The following is a 15,976-nucleotide window of genomic DNA, read 5'->3' on the forward strand; positions in this document are numbered from 1 at the left end:
CTCTCACTCCTCGACGTGCACGCTCTCCAGATAGCTGCGCACCGCCCACAGGGCTTCCTGGCTCAGGTAATCGGCCATCTTCGGCATGTACACCCGGCCATCGCGCACCGCGCCATTGATTACCCGCTCCTTGAACCACTCATCACCACTGGCTCCCGTTTCGAGCAGACGCAGGTCGGGGGCGATACCGCCGGACTTGGCTTCCAGGCCGTGGCAGGCGGCGCAGTTCTGGTTGTAGGCCGAGGCGCCGATCTCGATGGCGCGCGGGTTGCCACGGTAGGGGTTTTCTTCCAGCCATTCTTCACCCAGGGGTTCCAGGCCATCGGTGTTGACCGCCTGGGGCACCACGTCGCCGTGCGCCCAGAGCTGGGTGGACGCGGCCAGCAGCATCAGGGCCAGGGTGGATTGGATCTTCTTCTTGTTCATGGCTAGGACCTCATCGAATGCACGCCGAACAGCCCGTTTCGAGCTTGTGGCGTCCATCTTAGAAAGGCCCCCGCGCGCACCGAATCCTGCTTTGGTGGCCGCGTTCTAGTCCCTTGGTAGTAGGGCTTGGGTGGGGGTTTGGCTGATGCCTTGGCAGCAAGGCCAAGTCATGGGGCGACTGGGAAATCCTCCCGGCGAAGTCGGGAATTTTTCCGTAGGCGCGGAGGTGGCCGGGCACCACCATCGGCTTGCCACTGCGGCACTTTCAACTCCAACGGGAAGCACGACCATGACAACAAGAAACCTACCCAGCAGCCCTCGCCCCCTGGCCCTCGCCCTGATGCTGGCCGGCGGCCTGGCGCTGAGCCAGGGCGCGCTGGCCAAGCCGGTCACCTGGGAAGACATCGCCAATGACCACGCCACCACCAACAACGTGCTGCAGTACGGCATGGGCACCAACGCCCAGCGCTGGAGCCCGCTCACCCAGGTCAACGCCGACAACGTGTTCAAGCTCACCCCGGCCTGGAGCTATTCCTTCGGTGACGAGAAGCAGCGCGGCCAGGAATCGCAGGCCATCATCCATGACGGCGTGATCTACGTGACCGGCTCCTACTCGCGGGTGTTCGCCCTCGACGCCAAGACCGGCAAGCGCCTGTGGACCTACAGCCACCGCCTGCCCGACAACATTCGCCCGTGCTGCGACGTGGTCAACCGTGGCGCCGCCATCTACGGCGACAAGATCTACTTCGGCACCCTCGACGCCCGCGTCGTGGCGCTGAACAAGGACACCGGCAAGGTGGTCTGGAACAAGAAGTTCGCCGACCATGCCGCCGGCTACACCATGACCGGCGCCCCGACGCTGGTGAAGGACGGCAAGAGCGGTAAGGTACTGCTGATCCACGGCAGCTCCGGCGACGAGTTCGGCGTGGTCGGCAAGCTGTTTGCCCGCGACCCGGACACCGGCGAAGAAGTCTGGATGCGTCCCTTCGTCGAAGGTCACATGGGCCGCCTCAACGGCAAGGACAGCACCCCCACCGGCGACATCAAGGCACCGAGCTGGCCGGACGATCCCAACTCGCCCACCGGCAAGAAAGAGGCCTGGAGCCAGGGCGGTGGCGCACCGTGGCAGAGCGCCAGCTTCGATGCCGAAACCAACACCATCATCGTCGGCGCTGGCAATCCGGCCCCCTGGAACGGCTGGGCACGTACTGCCGACGGCGGCAACCCGCACGACTACGACAGCCTCTACACCTCCGGTCAGGTCGGCGTCGACCCCACCACTGGCGAAGTGAAGTGGTTCTACCAGCACACCCCCAACGACACCTGGGACTTCTCCGGCAACAACGAACTGGTGCTGTTCGACTACAAGGACAAGGACGGCAAGGTCACCAAGGCCACCGCCCACGCCGACCGTAACGGTTTCTTCTACGTGGTCGACCGCGCCAACGGCAAGCTGAAGAATGCCTTCCCCTTCGTCGACAAGATCACCTGGGCCAGCCATATCGACCTGGAAACCGGCCGCCCAGTGGAAAACGAAGGCCAGCGCCCACCCAAGCCCAAGCCGGGTGAAAGCAAGGGTGAAGTGGTGGAAGTCTCGCCGCCCTTCCTCGGCGGCAAGAACTGGAACCCCATGGCCTACAGCCAGGACACCGGCCTGTTCTACGTGCCAGCCAACCACTGGAAGGAGGACTACTGGGCCGAGGAGCCGCACTACAAGAAAGGCTCCGCCTACCTGGGCATGGGCTTCCGCATCAAGCGCCTGTTCGACGATCACGTCGGCATCCTGCGCGCCATGAACCCCACCACCGGCAAGGTCGTGTGGGAGCACAAGGAGCGCCTGCCGCTGTGGGCCGGGGTTCTGGCCACCAAGGGCAACCTGGTGTTCACCGGCACCGGCGATGGCTACTTCAAGGCCTTCGACGCCAAGAACGGCAAGGAGCTGTGGAAGTTCCAGGTCGGCACCGGGATCATCTCCCCGCCCATCACCTGGGAGCAGGATGGCGAGCAGTATATCGGCGTGACCGCCGGCTACGGCGGCGCCGTACCGCTGTGGGGCGGCGACATGGCCGAGCTGACCAAGCCGGTGGCCCAGGGTGGTTCCTTCTGGGTGTTCAAGCTGCCGAGCTGGGACAAGGCCAGCGCCCAGCGCTAAAGGCTGAACGCATGGCGCACGTAGGGTGCGCCATGCGCACCAGCTTCTCGCGTTGCAATCTCGCCCTCTGCACAGCGCCGTAGCCTGGGTTGAGCACGGCGAAACCCAGGGGCCTATTCCCCGGGTTTCGCGCCGCTCTACCCAGGCTACACAACTGCACTGCCCCATTGGTGCGCACAGCGCACCCTACATGAGGACTCGCCATGAACTACCTGCCTCTGCTTGTCCCGGTTCTGCTGCTGGTACTCGGCAGCCACGCCATCGGCGCCGAGACCGACAACGACGGCGTGCCGCAGATCAACGGCTGCCGCCTCGAACCCGACAGCAAATGCCCCAAGGCCGATCTGCGCGGTGCTGACCTACGCAACCTCGACCTGCGCCGCATGGACTTGTCCGGTGCCGATCTTTCCGGCGCCGACTTGCGCCACGCCAACCTCGACCTGGCCAATCTGGAAAAGGCCAAACTGCGCGGTGCCAACCTCACCCGCGCAAGCCTGCAACAAAGCAACCTGCGCCTGGCCGACTTCTCTGGCGCCAGCCTGGTGGCCATCGCCGGCTGGGGCCTGTTCGCCCAGGCTGCGCAATTCGAGGGGGCCGACCTGCGCGCCGCCAACCTGGAATTTGCCCGCCTCTCCGGGGCCAAGCTGCACGACGTGCAACTGCAGGCCGCCAACCTGGAAATGACCTGGCTGAGCAAGGCCGACCTCAAGGGTGCGCATCTGCAGGACGCCAACCTGCAGGAGGTGAAGCTCGGCGGCTCCAATCTGGAGAACGCCAACCTCAGCGGCGCACGAGTGCGCTTCGGCAACTTTCAGGATGCCAATATGCCCGGCTGTGTCGAGTGCCCCAAAGGCTGGGACTAAAACCCACCGTCCCCACACCCCGTAGGAGCGGCTGGGCGGCATTGCGCTTCAGCCGCGATCACACCTGAATATCGCGGCTAAAGCCGCTCCTACGCCCCACGCGAGCCCCAGGCTGAACCCCATCAGCCCCAGCGCGTAGGGTGGGCTTCAGCCCACCGACAGAGAGCACGGCTAACGGCAATCAGCACTCGCAGTGCGGTCTAACCGCGCCCCCGGCACAAAACACACTGAACCATGCCCCTTCGGGGCAATCCCTTCTTAGGTCAGAGCGAGGCCGTTCCAGGTGAGCGGCCATCCATCAACGACCCAAGAGGGATCTTCCGTGACCACCACTTCAAGCATCCACCTGAGTCCACCCAACCGCCTGCATGCCATTCTGCTTTGCGGCCAGATGCCGTTGTTTCTCGGTGCCCTGCTCAGTGATTTCGCCTACTACCGCAGCTATCAGATCCAATGGAGCAACTTCGCCTCCTGGCTGATCGCCGGCGGCATGGTCTTCGCCGGCCTGGCCCTGCTGTTCGCCCTCATCGACCTGTTCCGCGAACGCGGTAACGGACATGCCAGCACCTACTTCCTGCTGCTTCTGGCCACCTGGCTCGTTGGCCTGGTCAATGCCCTGGAGCATGCCAAGGACGCCTGGGCCGCCATGCCCTGGGGGCTGCTGCTCTCGCTCATCGTCGCCCTGCTGGCCTGCGTCGCCACCTGGGTCGGCCTCGCCCAACCACGCCTGGGAGATGACCGATGAACCTCGCCAAGCTACTACCCACCCTGCCCCTCGCCCTGCTGCTCAGCGCCTGCGGTGAAGACCCTGGCAGCCCGCAACAGACCACCGGCGCCCAACCGCAACTGCCCGAGCCCGCACGCGGGCTGCTACCGAGCATGAGCATCGCCGAACCAACGCCCTGGGGCGATCAGCAGCCGACCGTGCCGGAAGGCTTCAGCATCAGCGCCATCGCCACCGACCTGAAGATTCCCCGGCAGACCCTGGTGCTGCCCAATGGCGACATCCTCGTCGCCGAAGGCCGTGGCGGCAACGCGCCCAAGCTCAAGCCCAAGGACGTGATCGCCGGCATGATCAAGTCGCGCGGCACCACCTCGGTGGAAAGCGGCAATCGCCTGACCCTGCTGCGCGACGCCGACGGTGACGGCGCCTATGAACTGCAGACCGTCTTTGCGGAAAACCTCAACGCCCCTTACGGCCTGGCTTTGTATGAAGGCAATCTGTACGTGGCCAATCAGGACGCCCTGGTGCGCTTCGACTACAGCGAAGGCCAGACCCAGGCCATGGGCCCGCCCAGCAAGGTCACCGACCTGCCCTCGGAGATCAACCACCACTGGACCAAGGCGCTGACCGTCAGTGAGGACGGCCGCTACCTCTACGTCGGCATCGGCTCCAACAGCAACATCACCGAGCGCGGCATGGAGGTGGAAGCCGACCGCGCCATGGTCTGGCAGATCGACGCCGCAACCGGTGCCCACAAGCCCTACGCCACCGGCCTGCGCAACCCCACCGCGCTGGCCATCCAGCCGGGCACCGGCACCCTGTGGACAGTGGTCAACGAGCGCGACGAACTGGGCGAGAACCTGGTGCCCGACTACCTCACCTCGGTCAAGGAAGGCGCCTTCTACGGCTGGCCCTACAGCTACTGGGGGCAGAACGTCGACCCACGGATGAAACCGCAGAACCCGGACAAGGTGGCCAGCGCCATCGCCCCGGACTACGCCCTCGGCGCCCACGTCGCCGCACTGGGCCTGGACTTCTCCAGCGAAGTGATGGGCGAACGCTATGCCGACGGCGTATTCATCGGCGAGCACGGCAGTTGGAACCGTGAGGATCCGGTGGGTTACAAGGTGGTCTTCGTGCCCTTTGAGAATGGCCGCCCCTCGGGCGGCCCCATCGACTTCGTCACCGGCTTTCGCGGCGAAGACGGCAAGACCCGAGGCCGTCCGGTGGGCGTAACGGTCGATCCGCGCGGCGCGCTGATCGTCGCGGATGATCTGGCGAATACGGTTTGGCGGGTGGTGCGAAAAGGCGGCGAATAAGGCTGTGAGGGTGGAAACGGCAAAGCGTTTCCACCCTCGGCATCTGAGCTGCGGACATGGTGGACAAGCTTCGCGTTGTCCACCCTACATATCCCTTGCGTAGGGTGGATGACGCTTTTTTCATCCACCATTGGCGAGGCCAATGTCCGGGCTACCTGCTGCGATTGTTAGGAATCCTTTGCACTGACGAACTCCAAAATGTAGCTACCGTCATCTAAAAAGCCGAGAAGATCCTGTGCCGCATTTTGGAAGATCTCTTGAATAATGCCCTCAATGCCGTACCACTGTTCAGATCTTTCACGATCCAGATAAATTGCTTCATCCGAGAATTCTATACCTCCTTCTGCTGCGAGCTTGGCAAGCGAAAAGGCTTCCGCAAAGGTAATTGGAGTATCGAGCTTATGAGCCAAACGATTTCTAACATCATTTAAACCACGCAAAAAATCAGCTACACCTTTGCTAATTATCCCCCTAGACTCTGATGCATCAACCTTCCGCCTGAAGCTCCAATCAAAGTAACGTCCACCGTCACCCTCTTTGGGTTGAGTCTCTAGCATTTGTACTAAAATTGACTCAAGGACTAAATGTCCAGACATGAAAGCACCTAAAACCTCGTTTTCAAATAGCGAGGTTATGTGTTCAAGCTCAGGACGAACCCGATTCTCCCACGGATCTTTCACTCGAGGCTTCCTAATAATTATTAGATCACCGCCCACACCAATCCAACAGCAGAGAAGGCGACACAACTAACCACAGACATTCTTCAGAACGGAATATCATCGCTAAAAGTTGGTTCTGTATATCTCGTTATAGCATCAAGTCTTGAATGGAGGTTAGCTAGCGCAATTCTCTGTTTTTCCAAAGGCGCGCTGCGTAGAAAATGAAGAAAGGTGCGCAAAACGGATGTTGGAAAATTAGCTCGCCGGTAGTAATACTGCCCCTCAACCAATATGCGCAGAAGCGGCGCACAGTTAGGTAGTTCATCCTCCAGCATACAGTTACGATGAACTGTTTCGAGCTGAGCACGAATGCGATCTAAATCAACTGCATACTTAGCCCCTTCGGCAATTTTCGTAATATGCCCACTAACCTCATCTGCGAAATTTTTGTAAGCCTTGCGCTCTTCAAAATCAAACTCGATATCTTCAGAGAGCCGAAGACTAAGCTCATTTTTTGCATCAAAGAACGAACGCACACGCTCAGCTGGATTGCTACGACACATTCGCTCTAGGAGCGCTGCATGCTTGAACTGCTCAATTCCATTTTCAGCAATAATTTTCTGGAAGAGCTTTGCAACAAAATAAACCTCAGTCGCATGATCGTATATACCATCCGAAAACTCACCCGGCGGCTCACACCACCAGTTAAGACTAATACTCTTATCAAAATCGATGGTTGCACCTATACGCTTCCCGAAGCCCAGATCAATAATTTTTAAGGTGCCATCATTACGCACAAGAATATTCTGCGGCCTGATATCTCGATGCAAAATCCTGGTTGACTCAAGATACGCAAATCCATCAATTGCCTGAGCAAAAAGCTCATTAACAGTTTCAGGCCGAGAACTTAAATGATCCTCTATATCCAAACCCTGAACATATTCCATAAGAATATAGCCAGTCAATTTATCCGGATATAAATAATAATTAAACACACGAACCACGTTATGATGATGCACTTCGTGAAGGAGCTTAATCTCCCTAAGAAAATTTTTAAAAAGCTCTTGACGAAGCGACTCCGAGATAGGCGAATACTTCTTACAAACAAAGTCACTATCAATGAGATCATCATGAAGCAAAACGGTTTCTCCGCATGCTCCCTGCCCCAAGTGCTCTAAAAAAATATAATCCCGTCGACGAAGAAACGGAATCATTGATCCAGCGGAAGGTGATGATGCCATGGCAGCATATCTCGGGTTCTAAAAATTTATTAAAGGGCGACAGTGATTTGACACAGAATTTGCTCTAACACACCACACGGCAAAGCACAGCTTATTGCAATCAATTTACACCTAACCAACAGCTTGCGGCGAGCCTGCGGAGGATGTTCGATTTAGACCGAGCAGTAGAGTTAAAGCTATAGCAGAAAACACCTCAGCAAGCAGACCATTGCAGCCCGCCCCTCCCTCAAGCACTCTCCATCCCCACCCTTACCACCCCACTATCAATCGCCAAATGCACCAACTCCGCCTGCGAAGCGATCTGCAGTTTGTTCTTGACCAGCGTCTGGTAGTTGGACAGGGTCTTGGCGCTGATGCACAGCTTCTCGGCGATCTGCCTTGGTGGCAGGCCGCGGGCGAGCATGACGAAGATCTCGAATTCGCGCTGGGTCAGCTCGCGTAGGCGTGGGTCGAGGCCATCTGCGCTGGTGGGGTTGCAAGCAAGCTGGGTGGCCAGGGGTTGTTCGATATAGGCGTGGCCGGCGGCGGTGCGTTTGACCGCCTCCACCAGCACTTCCGGCGACGAGTTCTTGGTCAGGTAGCCGATGGCGCCGGCGTCCAGTGCCTGGCGCACCAGGGGCAGTTCGTCGTGCATGCTGAAGAACAGGATGCGCAGTTGCGGCAGGCGCTGGCGCAGGCGGCGGGTGGTTTCCAGGCCGCTGATGCCGGGCAGGCCAATGTCCATGATCACCAGGTTGGGTATCTCCTCCTGCACCCGCTGCAGGGCCTGTTCGCCGTCGCAGGCCTCACGCAATTGCACGTCCGGCAACAGCGCACGCAGCAGGCTTGCGTAGCCCTGGCGCACCACGGCGTGGTCGTCTACCAGCAAAACTTTCATGACGTTGCCTCCAGGGGAATGTTCAGGCACAACGCCCAGCCCGCTTGCGGGCGACTATGCAGGCGTAGCTCGCCGCCCAGGCTGCGGCTGCGTTCGCGCATCGAGCGCAGGCCGATGCCGGGGCGCAGCGGCAGCGCAGTGCCCTGGCCGTTGTCGCGCACCAGCAGGCGCAGGCCCTGGCCACGGCGTTGCAGGCGAATGCGCACTTCGCTGGCGTCGGCATGGCGGGCCACATTGGTCAGCGCCTCCTGCACCAGGCGATAGAGATGGGCCTTGCTCGCCAGCGGCAGGCTCGGCAGTCGCTCGCCCAGTTGCAGGCGGCAGCGAATGCCTTGCGCCTGCTGCCAGTCGGCGGCCAGTTGTTGCAACGCCGGGCCGAGTTCCAGGCGCTCCAGCACCACCGGGTAGAGGTCGCGGATCAGGCTGCGAAAGCCCTGCTGCAGGCGCTCGCAGTTGTCGTCCAGCAGTCGCGCGGTGTCCTCCACCTGTTGCGGGCGGTCGGCTATGACCTTGAGCAGGCAGGCCTGGGCGCGAATACCGCTGAGGTACTGGCCGAGGTCGTCATGCAGGGTCTGGCCGAGGCGTGTGCGCTCGCGCTCCTGCAGTTCCAATAAGGATTGGGTCAGCTCGGCGTTATCCGCCTGCACCTGCTGCAGGGTGATGGCCATGTCGTTGAAGTGCCCGGCCAGGCGCTTGGCCTCGGCCAGGCCGTGATCGCGCAGGCGGGTATCGAAGTGGCCGGCACCGACCTGGCGCAGGCCGGCGAGCAGTTCGTCCAGCACGCGGCGGGCGCGGCGCACGGCAAAGCGGATGGTGAGCAGGCTGAGGATCAGGGCGAAGGCGCTGAGCAACAGCAGTTGCAGCAGCGAGTCCTGGATTTCCTCGATTTCGTCATAGGGGTCGAGGGCAATATGCAGCTCACGGCCATCGGCCAGCGGCCAGGCATCGCTCACCAGCGTCGTCGAACCCAGCAGGCGTTCGGCGATCCAGCGCTCGACCAGACTCTTGCTCTGCGCCCTGGGCTGCTCGCCGGGGCGCAGCCAGCTCACGCGAATATGCCGCAGGTTGTCGGTCAGCTCCGGGCGCAGGCTGCCGGGGTTGGTGCGCGCCACTTCGCCGAGGTACTCGACCACTGCCTCGGCAGCCTGCAGCTCGCGCTGCACGTCGTGGCTGGCCTGGCGCAGCAGCAGCGCCAACCCGGCCAGGGTCACCAGCGCGAAGAGCAGGCTGACCACCAGGTTGATGCGACCGAGGGCGCTCATCTGCTTGACCCGGCTACTTGACCACGAAGTAGCCGAGCATGCCCTTGCCTTCCATGCCCTTGGCGTAGAAGCGGTATTTGCCCGGTTTGACCGGCAGGAAGAAGATTTCCGCCTGGCCGGCGTCCTCGAACTCCAGTTCGGTGAGGGTCATGGCCTTGACCTCCACGCCACCGGCCTCGACCTTGCGCAGGTAGATCGATGTGGCGAACTCTGGCGCCTGGAAGGCGTATTCCTTCTGCCCGTTGGAGATGATCTTGAGCTGATAGGCCTGGCCGGTTTCCAACTGGTACTCGCTCTGCGACATGAAGTAGTCACTGTCGTCGTTGCCCAGCACCAGGTCGGGCAGCGCCACCGGGCGGCGGGTCATATCGCCGGCGGCGTGCAACTGGTCGATGCCGAGCAGGCTGATGATCAGCAACAAAGGCAGCAGCAGGGCCTTGAAAATACGCATGAAGGTCACCGTTATTGTTATTGGGCGGTGCCTGCCATGCTAGGAAGTAAAGCCCCACACCGGGTTACTACCTTGGTACTACCAGGCTGGTACTTTGGGCAGGTTGGCCGCGCCAATTGGCGTGACGGACTACGACCTTCGTAGGTGGCGGGCGCTACCTTGGGCATATTTCCCGAGCTGGCCGCCCTTCCTATGCTGGCGGCATCCTCCGATGGAGCCACCCCATGCGCCTGCTCAGCCACGCCCTGCTCTGCCTGTTCGCCAGCCTCGGCCTGAGCCTGAGCCTGAGCGCCAGCGCGGACGAGCTGCAGGTGCGCATCGGCTACCTGGCGCATCAGCCACTGCGTGGCCCGCTACTGTCCAACGTCATCCCCGAACCCACCGACGCAGGGCGCCGTGGCGCCGAACTGGCGATCATCGACAGCAACAGCACCGGGCGCTTTCTCAAACAGCAGTTCGAGTTGCACAGTGCCGAGAGCGACCAGGCCGATGAGTTGCTCGCCGCTGCCGAGCAGCAGCACCAGGCCGGCATTCGCCTGTTCGTGGTCAACGCCCCGGTCGCCACCCTGCGCCTGCTCAGCGAACGCCTGCCGGACAGCCTACTGTTCAATGCCGGCAGCGCCGACGATGGCCTGCGCCGCGAGCAATGCCTGGGCAACGTGCTGCATACCCTGCCCAGCCGCGCCATGCTGGCCGATGCCCTGGCACAGTTTCTCGCCGTGCGCAAATGGACGCGCTGGCTGCTGGTGACCGGCACCACCGCAGACGACAGCGCCTACGCCGACGCGCTCAAACGCGCGGCCAAACGCTTCGGCCACAAGATCGTCGCCGAGAAGCCGTGGAGCTTCGACAACGACCAGCGCCGCAGCGCCCAGGCGGAGATGCCGCTGTTCACCCAGGCTGGCGAATACGACGTGGTGCTGGTGGCCGACGAGCGCGGCGACTTCGGCGAATACCTGCCCTACAACACCTGGCTGCCGCGCCCGGTAGCCGGCACCCAGGGCCTGACCCCCACCGCCTGGCACAAGACGGTGGAAACCTTCGGCGCCGCGCAATTGCAGAAGCGCTTCGAGGCACTGGCCGGGCGCTGGATGAACGACCGCGACTTCGCCGCCTGGATGGCCGTACGCAGCATCGCCGCTGCCGTGACCAAGCTACGCGCCGCCGAGCCACAGGCGATTCGCACTCTGGCGCTGTCCGCCGACCTGCCGCTGGACGGCTTCAAGGGCCGCAAGCTGAGCTTCCGCCCGTGGAACGGCGAGCTGCGCCAGCCTATTCCGCTGGTGCACCCGCGCGCGCTGGTGAGCACCTCGCCACAGGACGGTTTTCTCCACCCCAGCAACGAGATGGACAGCCTCGGCTATGACCGGCCTGAAGTGAGCTGCGATCTGGCGAGTACATCTGACTGATGGTGCGCACAGCGCACCCTACCCACACCGAGCCGTAGGGTGCGCCGCGCGCACCAAATGCCGCCCAAGACAACAACAAGAGGATCAACCCCATGCGCCTGACCCGTCTCGCCTGCGCCGTCGCCTTCGGCCTGGCCTGCCACTCGGCCCTTGCCGCCACCGCCTACGTGTCCAACGAGAAGGATGACAGCATCAGCGTCATCGACCTGGACAGCCTCGAGGTCACCGCCACCCTGGACGTCGGCATGCGCCCGCGCGGCCTGTTGCTGTCTTCCGACAACAAGCTCTTGTACATCTGCGCCAGCGACTCGGATCGCGTGCAGGTGATGGATCTGGCCACACGCAAGATCATCAAGGAGCTACCCTCCGGCGCCGACCCCGAGCAGTTCGCCCTGCACCCCAACGACCGCTGGCTGTACATCTCCAACGAGGACGATGCGCTGGTCACGGTGGTCGACACCCAGAGCGACGAGGTGCTGGCGCAGATCGACGTGGGCGTGGAACCCGAAGGCATGGCGGTGAGCCCGGACGGCAAGTGGGCGGTCAACACCAGCGAAACCACCAACATGCTGCACTGGATCGACACCAGCACCCAGCAACTGGTGGACAACACCCTGGTCGACCAGCGCCCGCGCCACGTCGAGTTCGACAAGGATGGCAAGCGTCTGTGGGCCTCGGCAGAGATCGGTGGCACGGTAACGGTGCTGGACGTGGACTCGCGCCAGGTGCTCAAGGTGCTGAAGTTCGCCATCAAGGGCGTGCACCCGGACAAGGTGCAGCCGGTGGGGGTCAAGCTGACCGACGACGGCAAATACGCCTTTATCGCCCTCGGACCGGCCAACCATGTGGCCGTGGTGGATGCCAAGACCTACGAGATTCTCGACTACCTGCTGGTGGGCCGGCGCGTCTGGCACCTGGAATTCACCCCGGATCAGAAGCGCCTGCTGACCACCAACGGCGTCAGCGGCGACGTGTCGGTGATCGACATCGACAACCTCAAGGTGAGCAAGTCGATCAAGGTCGGCCGCTACCCCTGGGGCGTAGTGGTGACGCCATGAACGCCCTCGAGGTGAGCGGCGTCGGTTTCGCCTATGGCGCGCGCCAGGCACTCGACGGGCTGGACTTCGAGCTGGCGCCGGGGCGCTTCGGCGCCCTGCTCGGCCCCAACGGCGCTGGCAAATCCACGCTGATCGCCCTGCTCACGCGCCTCTACGACCTGCAGCAGGGCGATATCCGTATCTTCGGCCACAGCCTGCGCGACGAACCGCGCCAGGCGTTGCGCCAGCTCGGTGTGGTATTCCAGCAGAGCACGCTGGATCTCGACCTGTCGGTGCAGCAGAACCTCGCCTACCACGCGGCATTGCATGGCATGCCGCGTCGCCAGGCACAGGCGCGTATCGACGAAGAGCTACTGCGCCAGGATCTCGCCGAGCGCCGTCACGACAAGGTGCGCACGCTCAATGGCGGCCACCGCCGCCGCGTGGAGATCGCCCGCGCCCTGCTCCATCAACCGCGCCTGCTGCTGCTCGACGAGGCCAGCGCTGGGCTCGATCCGGCCAGCCGCCTGGCGCTGGGCCGGCACGTGCGCAACCTGTGCCGTGAGCAAGGCCTGTGCGTGCTGTGGACGACCCACCTGCTGGACGAGATCGAGTCCAGCGACGACCTGCTGATCCTCCATCGTGGCGAGCGCGTGGCCTGGGGCAAGGCCAGCCAGTTCGGCGATGACCTGGCCATCAGCTTCGCCCGCCTGACCGGCGACGAGGCGCTGGGTCGGGGGCATGTGCGCGAGGCGTTGCGGCCGAAACGTGGCGGCGACCACGACGATGATGAAACAGCCGCGGTGCGCACGGCGCACCCTACGCGAGGTGCGCGCTGATGAGTGCCTACTGGGAATGCCTGCGCGGCATCGTCCTGCGCGAATGGCTGCGCTTCGTCCTGCAGCGCTCACGCTTTCTCAGCGCCCTGGTGCGCCCGCTGCTCTGGCTGCTGGTGTTCGCCGCCGGCTTTCGCGCCGCGCTGGGCATCGCCATCATCGAGCCGTACGACACCTACATCACCTACGACACCTACATCGTGCCGGGCCTGGCCTGCATGATCCTGCTGTTCAACGGCATGCAGGGCTCGCTGTCGATGGTCTACGACCGTGAGATGGGCAGCATGCGCGTGCTGCTCACCAGCCCGCTGCCACGGGCCTTCCTGCTCTCTGCCAAGCTGCTGGCCACGGCGCTGATCTCGCTGTTGCAGGTCTACGCCTTCCTCGCCATCGCCTGGGTGTATGGCGTGCAACCGCCAGCCTGGGGCCTGCTCGCCGCATTGCCGGCGCTGCTCTTGGTGGCGCTGCTGCTCAGCGCCCTTGGCTTGCTGCTGTCCAACGGCATACGGCAACTGGAGAACTTCGCCGGGGTGATGAATTTCGTCATCTTCCCCATGTTCTTCCTGTCATCGGCGCTGTACCCACTGTGGAAGATGCGCGAGTCCAGCGAGTGGCTGTACTGGCTGTGCGCGGTCAACCCCTTCACCCATGCCGTGGAATTGGTGCGCAACACGCTGTATCTGCGCCTGCATGTCGAGGCACTGCTGATCTGTGTCGGCCTGACGCTGCTGCTCACCCTGCTCGCAGTGGTCAGCTTCAATCCGCAGCACGCGGCGCTGCGCAAGGCGGGATAGGTGCGCATCCATTGGCGCCTGTGCGGTCAGGATCGCCAATGAATTCGCGCCTGCAAAAACACCGGCACGCCCCATGACAGGCTCAGCTGCCATCCCCCTACTACTTTGGTACTGCTTTTCCTCTCCATCGTCGAATTCCCAAGCCTGCGACCATGGCCTGTAATACCCGCACAAGAATAAGTAGAGAACTCGCCATGAAGTACCGTCTGCCTGTGCCTGCAGGCCTGATGCTCGTCTCGCTGCTATTGGCCAACCTGGTGCACGCCGAAGCCCTGTTCGATGCCGAGGGCTATCGCAGCGGCCAGTACCGCAGCCCCACCCCGACTCATCTGGAAGGCGTGCAGGTCCTCGATACCCCCGCGTTGCAGAAACTGCTCGCCGCACGCCCCGCTACCCGCCTGATCGATGTCTACCGCCGCCCCTGGGTGCAGAACCGCTTCGTCGAGGACACACCCCACGCCAACTTGCCCGGCAGTCTGTGGCTAGCCAATGCCGGCGACGGCAATCTGGGAAGCCTCTGGCAGCGCTATTTCGCGCACCATCTGCAGCAGGCAAGTCAAGGCGACATGCGCCAACCCTTCGTGTTCTACTGCCGCTCCGATTGCTGGCTGAGCTGGAACGCCGCGCGCCGCGCCCAGGCCCTGGGCTATCGCGAGCTGTACTGGTACCGCGACGGCGTCGATGCCTGGGAACAGGCCGGCCTGCCCCTGGTGCCGGCGCAACCGGCCGAGATGCCGCACGCTTTCCTCACGCCCGCCGCCACACCATAATCACGACAACGAGGTGCAAGGCCATGTACAAGATTCTGATTGCCGACGACCATCCGCTGTTTCGTGAAGCCATCCATAACGTCATCGCCGACGGCTTTCCCGGCAGCGAGATCATGGAAACAGCCGACCTGGACAGCGCCCTGGCGCTGACCCAGGAACACGATGACCTGGATCTGATCCTGCTCGACCTGAACATGCCCGGCATGCACGGCCTGGGCGGCCTGATGAACCTGCGCAACGAGGCACCGACCATCCCGGTGGTGATCGTCTCCGCCGAGCAGGACAAACAGGTGGTGTTGCAGGCCATCACCTACGGCGCGGTGGGTTTCATCACCAAGTCCTCGCCTCGGGCGCAGATGACCGATGCCATCGGCCAGATCCTCGACGGCAACGTCTACCTGCCGCCGGACATCATCCGCACGCAGAAGAGCGGCAGCTCGCGCCCACACCACGATAACCCTAGCATCGCCCCGGAGCTGTTGCAGGCGCTGACGCGCAAGCAATTGCTGGTGCTCGAACGCATGACCAAGGGTGAATCGAACAAGCAGATCGCCTACAGCCTGGATATCGCCGAAACCACGGTCAAGGCGCATGTCTCGGCCATCCTGCGCAAGCTGGGGGTGCACAACCGGGTGCAGGCGATCCTCTCGGCCGGTGACATCGATTTCGCCGCCTACCTGCGGCGCTGAGCGCTGTGCTAAAACGGCGGCTTCCTCATCAGGAGCCGTCTCTATGCTGATCCGCCCCTTCCAACTGGCCGACCAAGCCGCCGTCATCGATCTCTGGCGGCGCTGCGACCTGATTCGTCCCTGGAACGATCCGTACAAGGACATCCAGCGCAAGCTCGCGGTGCAACCCGAGCTGTTTCTCGTCGGCGAACTCGATGGTGCCCTGGTCGCCTCGGCCATGGCCGGCTACGAAGGGCATCGCGGTTGGGTCAACTACCTGGCGGTGTGCCCCGACAGGCGCAAGCAGGGCCTGGCGCGACAACTGATGCAGTATATCGAGGAAAAGATGCTTGCCCTGGGTTGCCCCAAGCTGAGCCTGCTGGTGCGCAATACCAACCAGCAGGCCCTGGCCTTCTACGAGCGCCTCGGCTACCAGGTCGATGCTTCGGTAAGCCTGGGCAAGCGCCTGATCAGCGACGAGTGATGGG

Annotated in this window: 17 protein-coding genes; 11 read left to right on the forward strand and 6 right to left on the reverse strand. The window is 62.6% G+C overall.

Annotated elements, in window-relative coordinates; translation table 11 throughout:
- Positions 1-3: 3 nt before the first annotated feature.
- On the reverse strand, positions 4-426 hold the full coding sequence (gene pedF, locus OU800_RS13335; RefSeq protein ID WP_268177766.1) for a cytochrome c-550 PedF: 423 nt from the start codon (positions 424-426) through the stop codon (positions 4-6).
- Between the two features lie 289 nt (positions 427-715).
- Here pedF and exaA point away from each other — a divergent pair, with 289 nt between their 5' ends.
- The 4 genes from exaA (at position 716) to OU800_RS13355 (ending at position 5,484) form a co-directional block, all read left to right on the forward strand.
- A complete protein-coding gene (gene exaA, locus OU800_RS13340; RefSeq protein WP_442964704.1) occupies positions 716-2,578 on the forward strand; it encodes a quinoprotein ethanol dehydrogenase in 1,863 nt (620 codons plus the stop codon).
- 203 nt (positions 2,579-2,781) lie between these two features.
- Complete coding sequence (locus tag OU800_RS13345) at positions 2,782-3,441, forward strand: pentapeptide repeat-containing protein (RefSeq protein WP_268177767.1); 660 nt, start codon at positions 2,782-2,784, stop codon at positions 3,439-3,441.
- Positions 3,442-3,763: 322 nt separating this feature from the next.
- Complete coding sequence (locus OU800_RS13350; protein ID WP_268177768.1) at positions 3,764-4,186, forward strand: DUF2231 domain-containing protein; 423 nt, start codon at positions 3,764-3,766, stop codon at positions 4,184-4,186.
- Positions 4,183-5,484, forward strand: a complete 1,302-nt coding sequence (locus OU800_RS13355) for a PQQ-dependent sugar dehydrogenase (RefSeq protein WP_268177769.1) — start codon at positions 4,183-4,185, stop codon at positions 5,482-5,484. The genes OU800_RS13350 and OU800_RS13355 overlap by 4 nt, the downstream gene beginning before the upstream one ends.
- Positions 5,485-5,651: 167 nt before the next feature.
- On the opposite strand, the gene OU800_RS13360 is transcribed toward OU800_RS13355, so the two are convergent.
- The 5 genes from OU800_RS13360 to OU800_RS13380 all read right to left on the reverse strand — a co-directional run bounded on the left by OU800_RS13360 (position 5,652) and on the right by OU800_RS13380 (position 9,974).
- The gene (locus OU800_RS13360) at positions 5,652-6,164 is read right to left on the reverse strand and encodes a hypothetical protein (protein WP_268177770.1); all 513 of its coding nucleotides are present in this window, start codon (positions 6,162-6,164) and stop codon (positions 5,652-5,654) included.
- Between the two features lie 83 nt (positions 6,165-6,247).
- A complete protein-coding gene (locus tag OU800_RS13365) occupies positions 6,248-7,384 on the reverse strand; it encodes a protein kinase family protein (RefSeq protein WP_268177771.1) in 1,137 nt (378 codons plus the stop codon).
- 226 nt (positions 7,385-7,610) lie between these two features.
- The gene (locus OU800_RS13370) at positions 7,611-8,261 is read right to left on the reverse strand and encodes a response regulator transcription factor (protein WP_268177772.1); all 651 of its coding nucleotides are present in this window, start codon (positions 8,259-8,261) and stop codon (positions 7,611-7,613) included.
- On the reverse strand, positions 8,258-9,523 hold the full coding sequence (locus OU800_RS13375; RefSeq protein WP_268177773.1) for a HAMP domain-containing sensor histidine kinase: 1,266 nt from the start codon (positions 9,521-9,523) through the stop codon (positions 8,258-8,260). The genes OU800_RS13370 and OU800_RS13375 overlap by 4 nt, the downstream gene beginning before the upstream one ends.
- Positions 9,524-9,536: 13 nt before the next feature.
- Entirely contained in the window at positions 9,537-9,974 is a 438-nt protein-coding gene (locus OU800_RS13380; RefSeq protein ID WP_268177774.1) for a copper-binding protein, read from the reverse strand.
- Positions 9,975-10,198: 224 nt separating this feature from the next.
- On the opposite strand from OU800_RS13380, the gene OU800_RS13385 reads away from it, so the two are divergent.
- The 7 genes from OU800_RS13385 (at position 10,199) to OU800_RS13415 (ending at position 15,972) form a co-directional block, all read left to right on the forward strand.
- The gene (locus OU800_RS13385; protein ID WP_268177775.1) at positions 10,199-11,383 is read left to right on the forward strand and encodes an ABC transporter substrate-binding protein; all 1,185 of its coding nucleotides are present in this window, start codon (positions 10,199-10,201) and stop codon (positions 11,381-11,383) included.
- A gap of 92 nt (positions 11,384-11,475) precedes the next feature.
- Positions 11,476-12,441: a YVTN family beta-propeller repeat protein gene (locus OU800_RS13390; RefSeq protein WP_268177776.1), complete on the forward strand. Its 966-nt coding sequence runs from the start codon at positions 11,476-11,478 to the stop codon at positions 12,439-12,441.
- Positions 12,438-13,259 carry an ABC transporter ATP-binding protein gene (locus OU800_RS13395; RefSeq protein WP_268177777.1) on the forward strand — a complete coding sequence of 274 codons (822 nt, stop codon included), beginning with the start codon at positions 12,438-12,440 and terminating at the stop codon, positions 13,257-13,259. The genes OU800_RS13390 and OU800_RS13395 overlap by 4 nt, the downstream gene beginning before the upstream one ends.
- The gene (locus OU800_RS13400; protein WP_268177778.1) at positions 13,259-14,050 is read left to right on the forward strand and encodes an ABC transporter permease; all 792 of its coding nucleotides are present in this window, start codon (positions 13,259-13,261) and stop codon (positions 14,048-14,050) included. Before OU800_RS13395 ends, OU800_RS13400 begins: the two co-directional genes overlap by 1 nt.
- Before the next feature lie 194 nt (positions 14,051-14,244).
- The gene (locus tag OU800_RS13405; protein WP_268177779.1) at positions 14,245-14,820 is read left to right on the forward strand and encodes a PQQ-dependent catabolism-associated CXXCW motif protein; all 576 of its coding nucleotides are present in this window, start codon (positions 14,245-14,247) and stop codon (positions 14,818-14,820) included.
- A 23-nt stretch (positions 14,821-14,843) separates the two neighbouring features.
- Positions 14,844-15,509 carry a response regulator transcription factor gene (locus OU800_RS13410; RefSeq protein ID WP_268177780.1) on the forward strand — a complete coding sequence of 222 codons (666 nt, stop codon included), beginning with the start codon at positions 14,844-14,846 and terminating at the stop codon, positions 15,507-15,509.
- A 43-nt stretch (positions 15,510-15,552) separates the two neighbouring features.
- Entirely contained in the window at positions 15,553-15,972 is a 420-nt protein-coding gene (locus OU800_RS13415) for a GNAT family acetyltransferase (RefSeq protein ID WP_268177781.1), read from the forward strand.
- The last annotated feature ends 4 nt before the right edge of the window (positions 15,973-15,976 follow it).

The organism is Pseudomonas sp. GOM7 (assembly GCF_026723825.1).
In the GTDB taxonomy this organism is placed as follows: Bacteria; Pseudomonadota; Gammaproteobacteria; order Pseudomonadales; family Pseudomonadaceae; genus Aquipseudomonas.

What these genes read in the sequence shown, in the direction of transcription:
- OU800_RS13380 (WP_268177774.1), bottom strand. Translation starts at nt 9,974, where the DNA reads ATGCGTATTTTCAAGGCCCTGCTGCTGCCTTTGTTGCTGATCATCAGC.
- OU800_RS13355 (WP_268177769.1), top strand. Translation starts at nt 4,183, where the DNA reads ATGAACCTCGCCAAGCTACTACCCACCCTGCCCCTCGCCCTGCTGCTC.
- OU800_RS13345 (WP_268177767.1), top strand. Translation starts at nt 2,782, where the DNA reads ATGAACTACCTGCCTCTGCTTGTCCCGGTTCTGCTGCTGGTACTCGGC.
- OU800_RS13370 (WP_268177772.1), bottom strand. Translation starts at nt 8,261, where the DNA reads ATGAAAGTTTTGCTGGTAGACGACCACGCCGTGGTGCGCCAGGGCTAC.
- OU800_RS13390 (WP_268177776.1), top strand. Translation starts at nt 11,476, where the DNA reads ATGCGCCTGACCCGTCTCGCCTGCGCCGTCGCCTTCGGCCTGGCCTGC.
- OU800_RS13415 (WP_268177781.1), top strand. Translation starts at nt 15,553, where the DNA reads ATGCTGATCCGCCCCTTCCAACTGGCCGACCAAGCCGCCGTCATCGAT.
- pedF (WP_268177766.1), bottom strand. Translation starts at nt 426, where the DNA reads ATGAACAAGAAGAAGATCCAATCCACCCTGGCCCTGATGCTGCTGGCC.
- OU800_RS13410 (WP_268177780.1), top strand. Translation starts at nt 14,844, where the DNA reads ATGTACAAGATTCTGATTGCCGACGACCATCCGCTGTTTCGTGAAGCC.
- OU800_RS13405 (WP_268177779.1), top strand. Translation starts at nt 14,245, where the DNA reads ATGAAGTACCGTCTGCCTGTGCCTGCAGGCCTGATGCTCGTCTCGCTG.
- OU800_RS13385 (WP_268177775.1), top strand. Translation starts at nt 10,199, where the DNA reads ATGCGCCTGCTCAGCCACGCCCTGCTCTGCCTGTTCGCCAGCCTCGGC.
- OU800_RS13395 (WP_268177777.1), top strand. Translation starts at nt 12,438, where the DNA reads ATGAACGCCCTCGAGGTGAGCGGCGTCGGTTTCGCCTATGGCGCGCGC.
- exaA (WP_442964704.1), top strand. Translation starts at nt 716, where the DNA reads ATGACAACAAGAAACCTACCCAGCAGCCCTCGCCCCCTGGCCCTCGCC.
- OU800_RS13400 (WP_268177778.1), top strand. Translation starts at nt 13,259, where the DNA reads ATGAGTGCCTACTGGGAATGCCTGCGCGGCATCGTCCTGCGCGAATGG.
- OU800_RS13365 (WP_268177771.1), bottom strand. Translation starts at nt 7,384, where the DNA reads ATGGCATCATCACCTTCCGCTGGATCAATGATTCCGTTTCTTCGTCGA.
- OU800_RS13375 (WP_268177773.1), bottom strand. Translation starts at nt 9,523, where the DNA reads ATGAGCGCCCTCGGTCGCATCAACCTGGTGGTCAGCCTGCTCTTCGCG.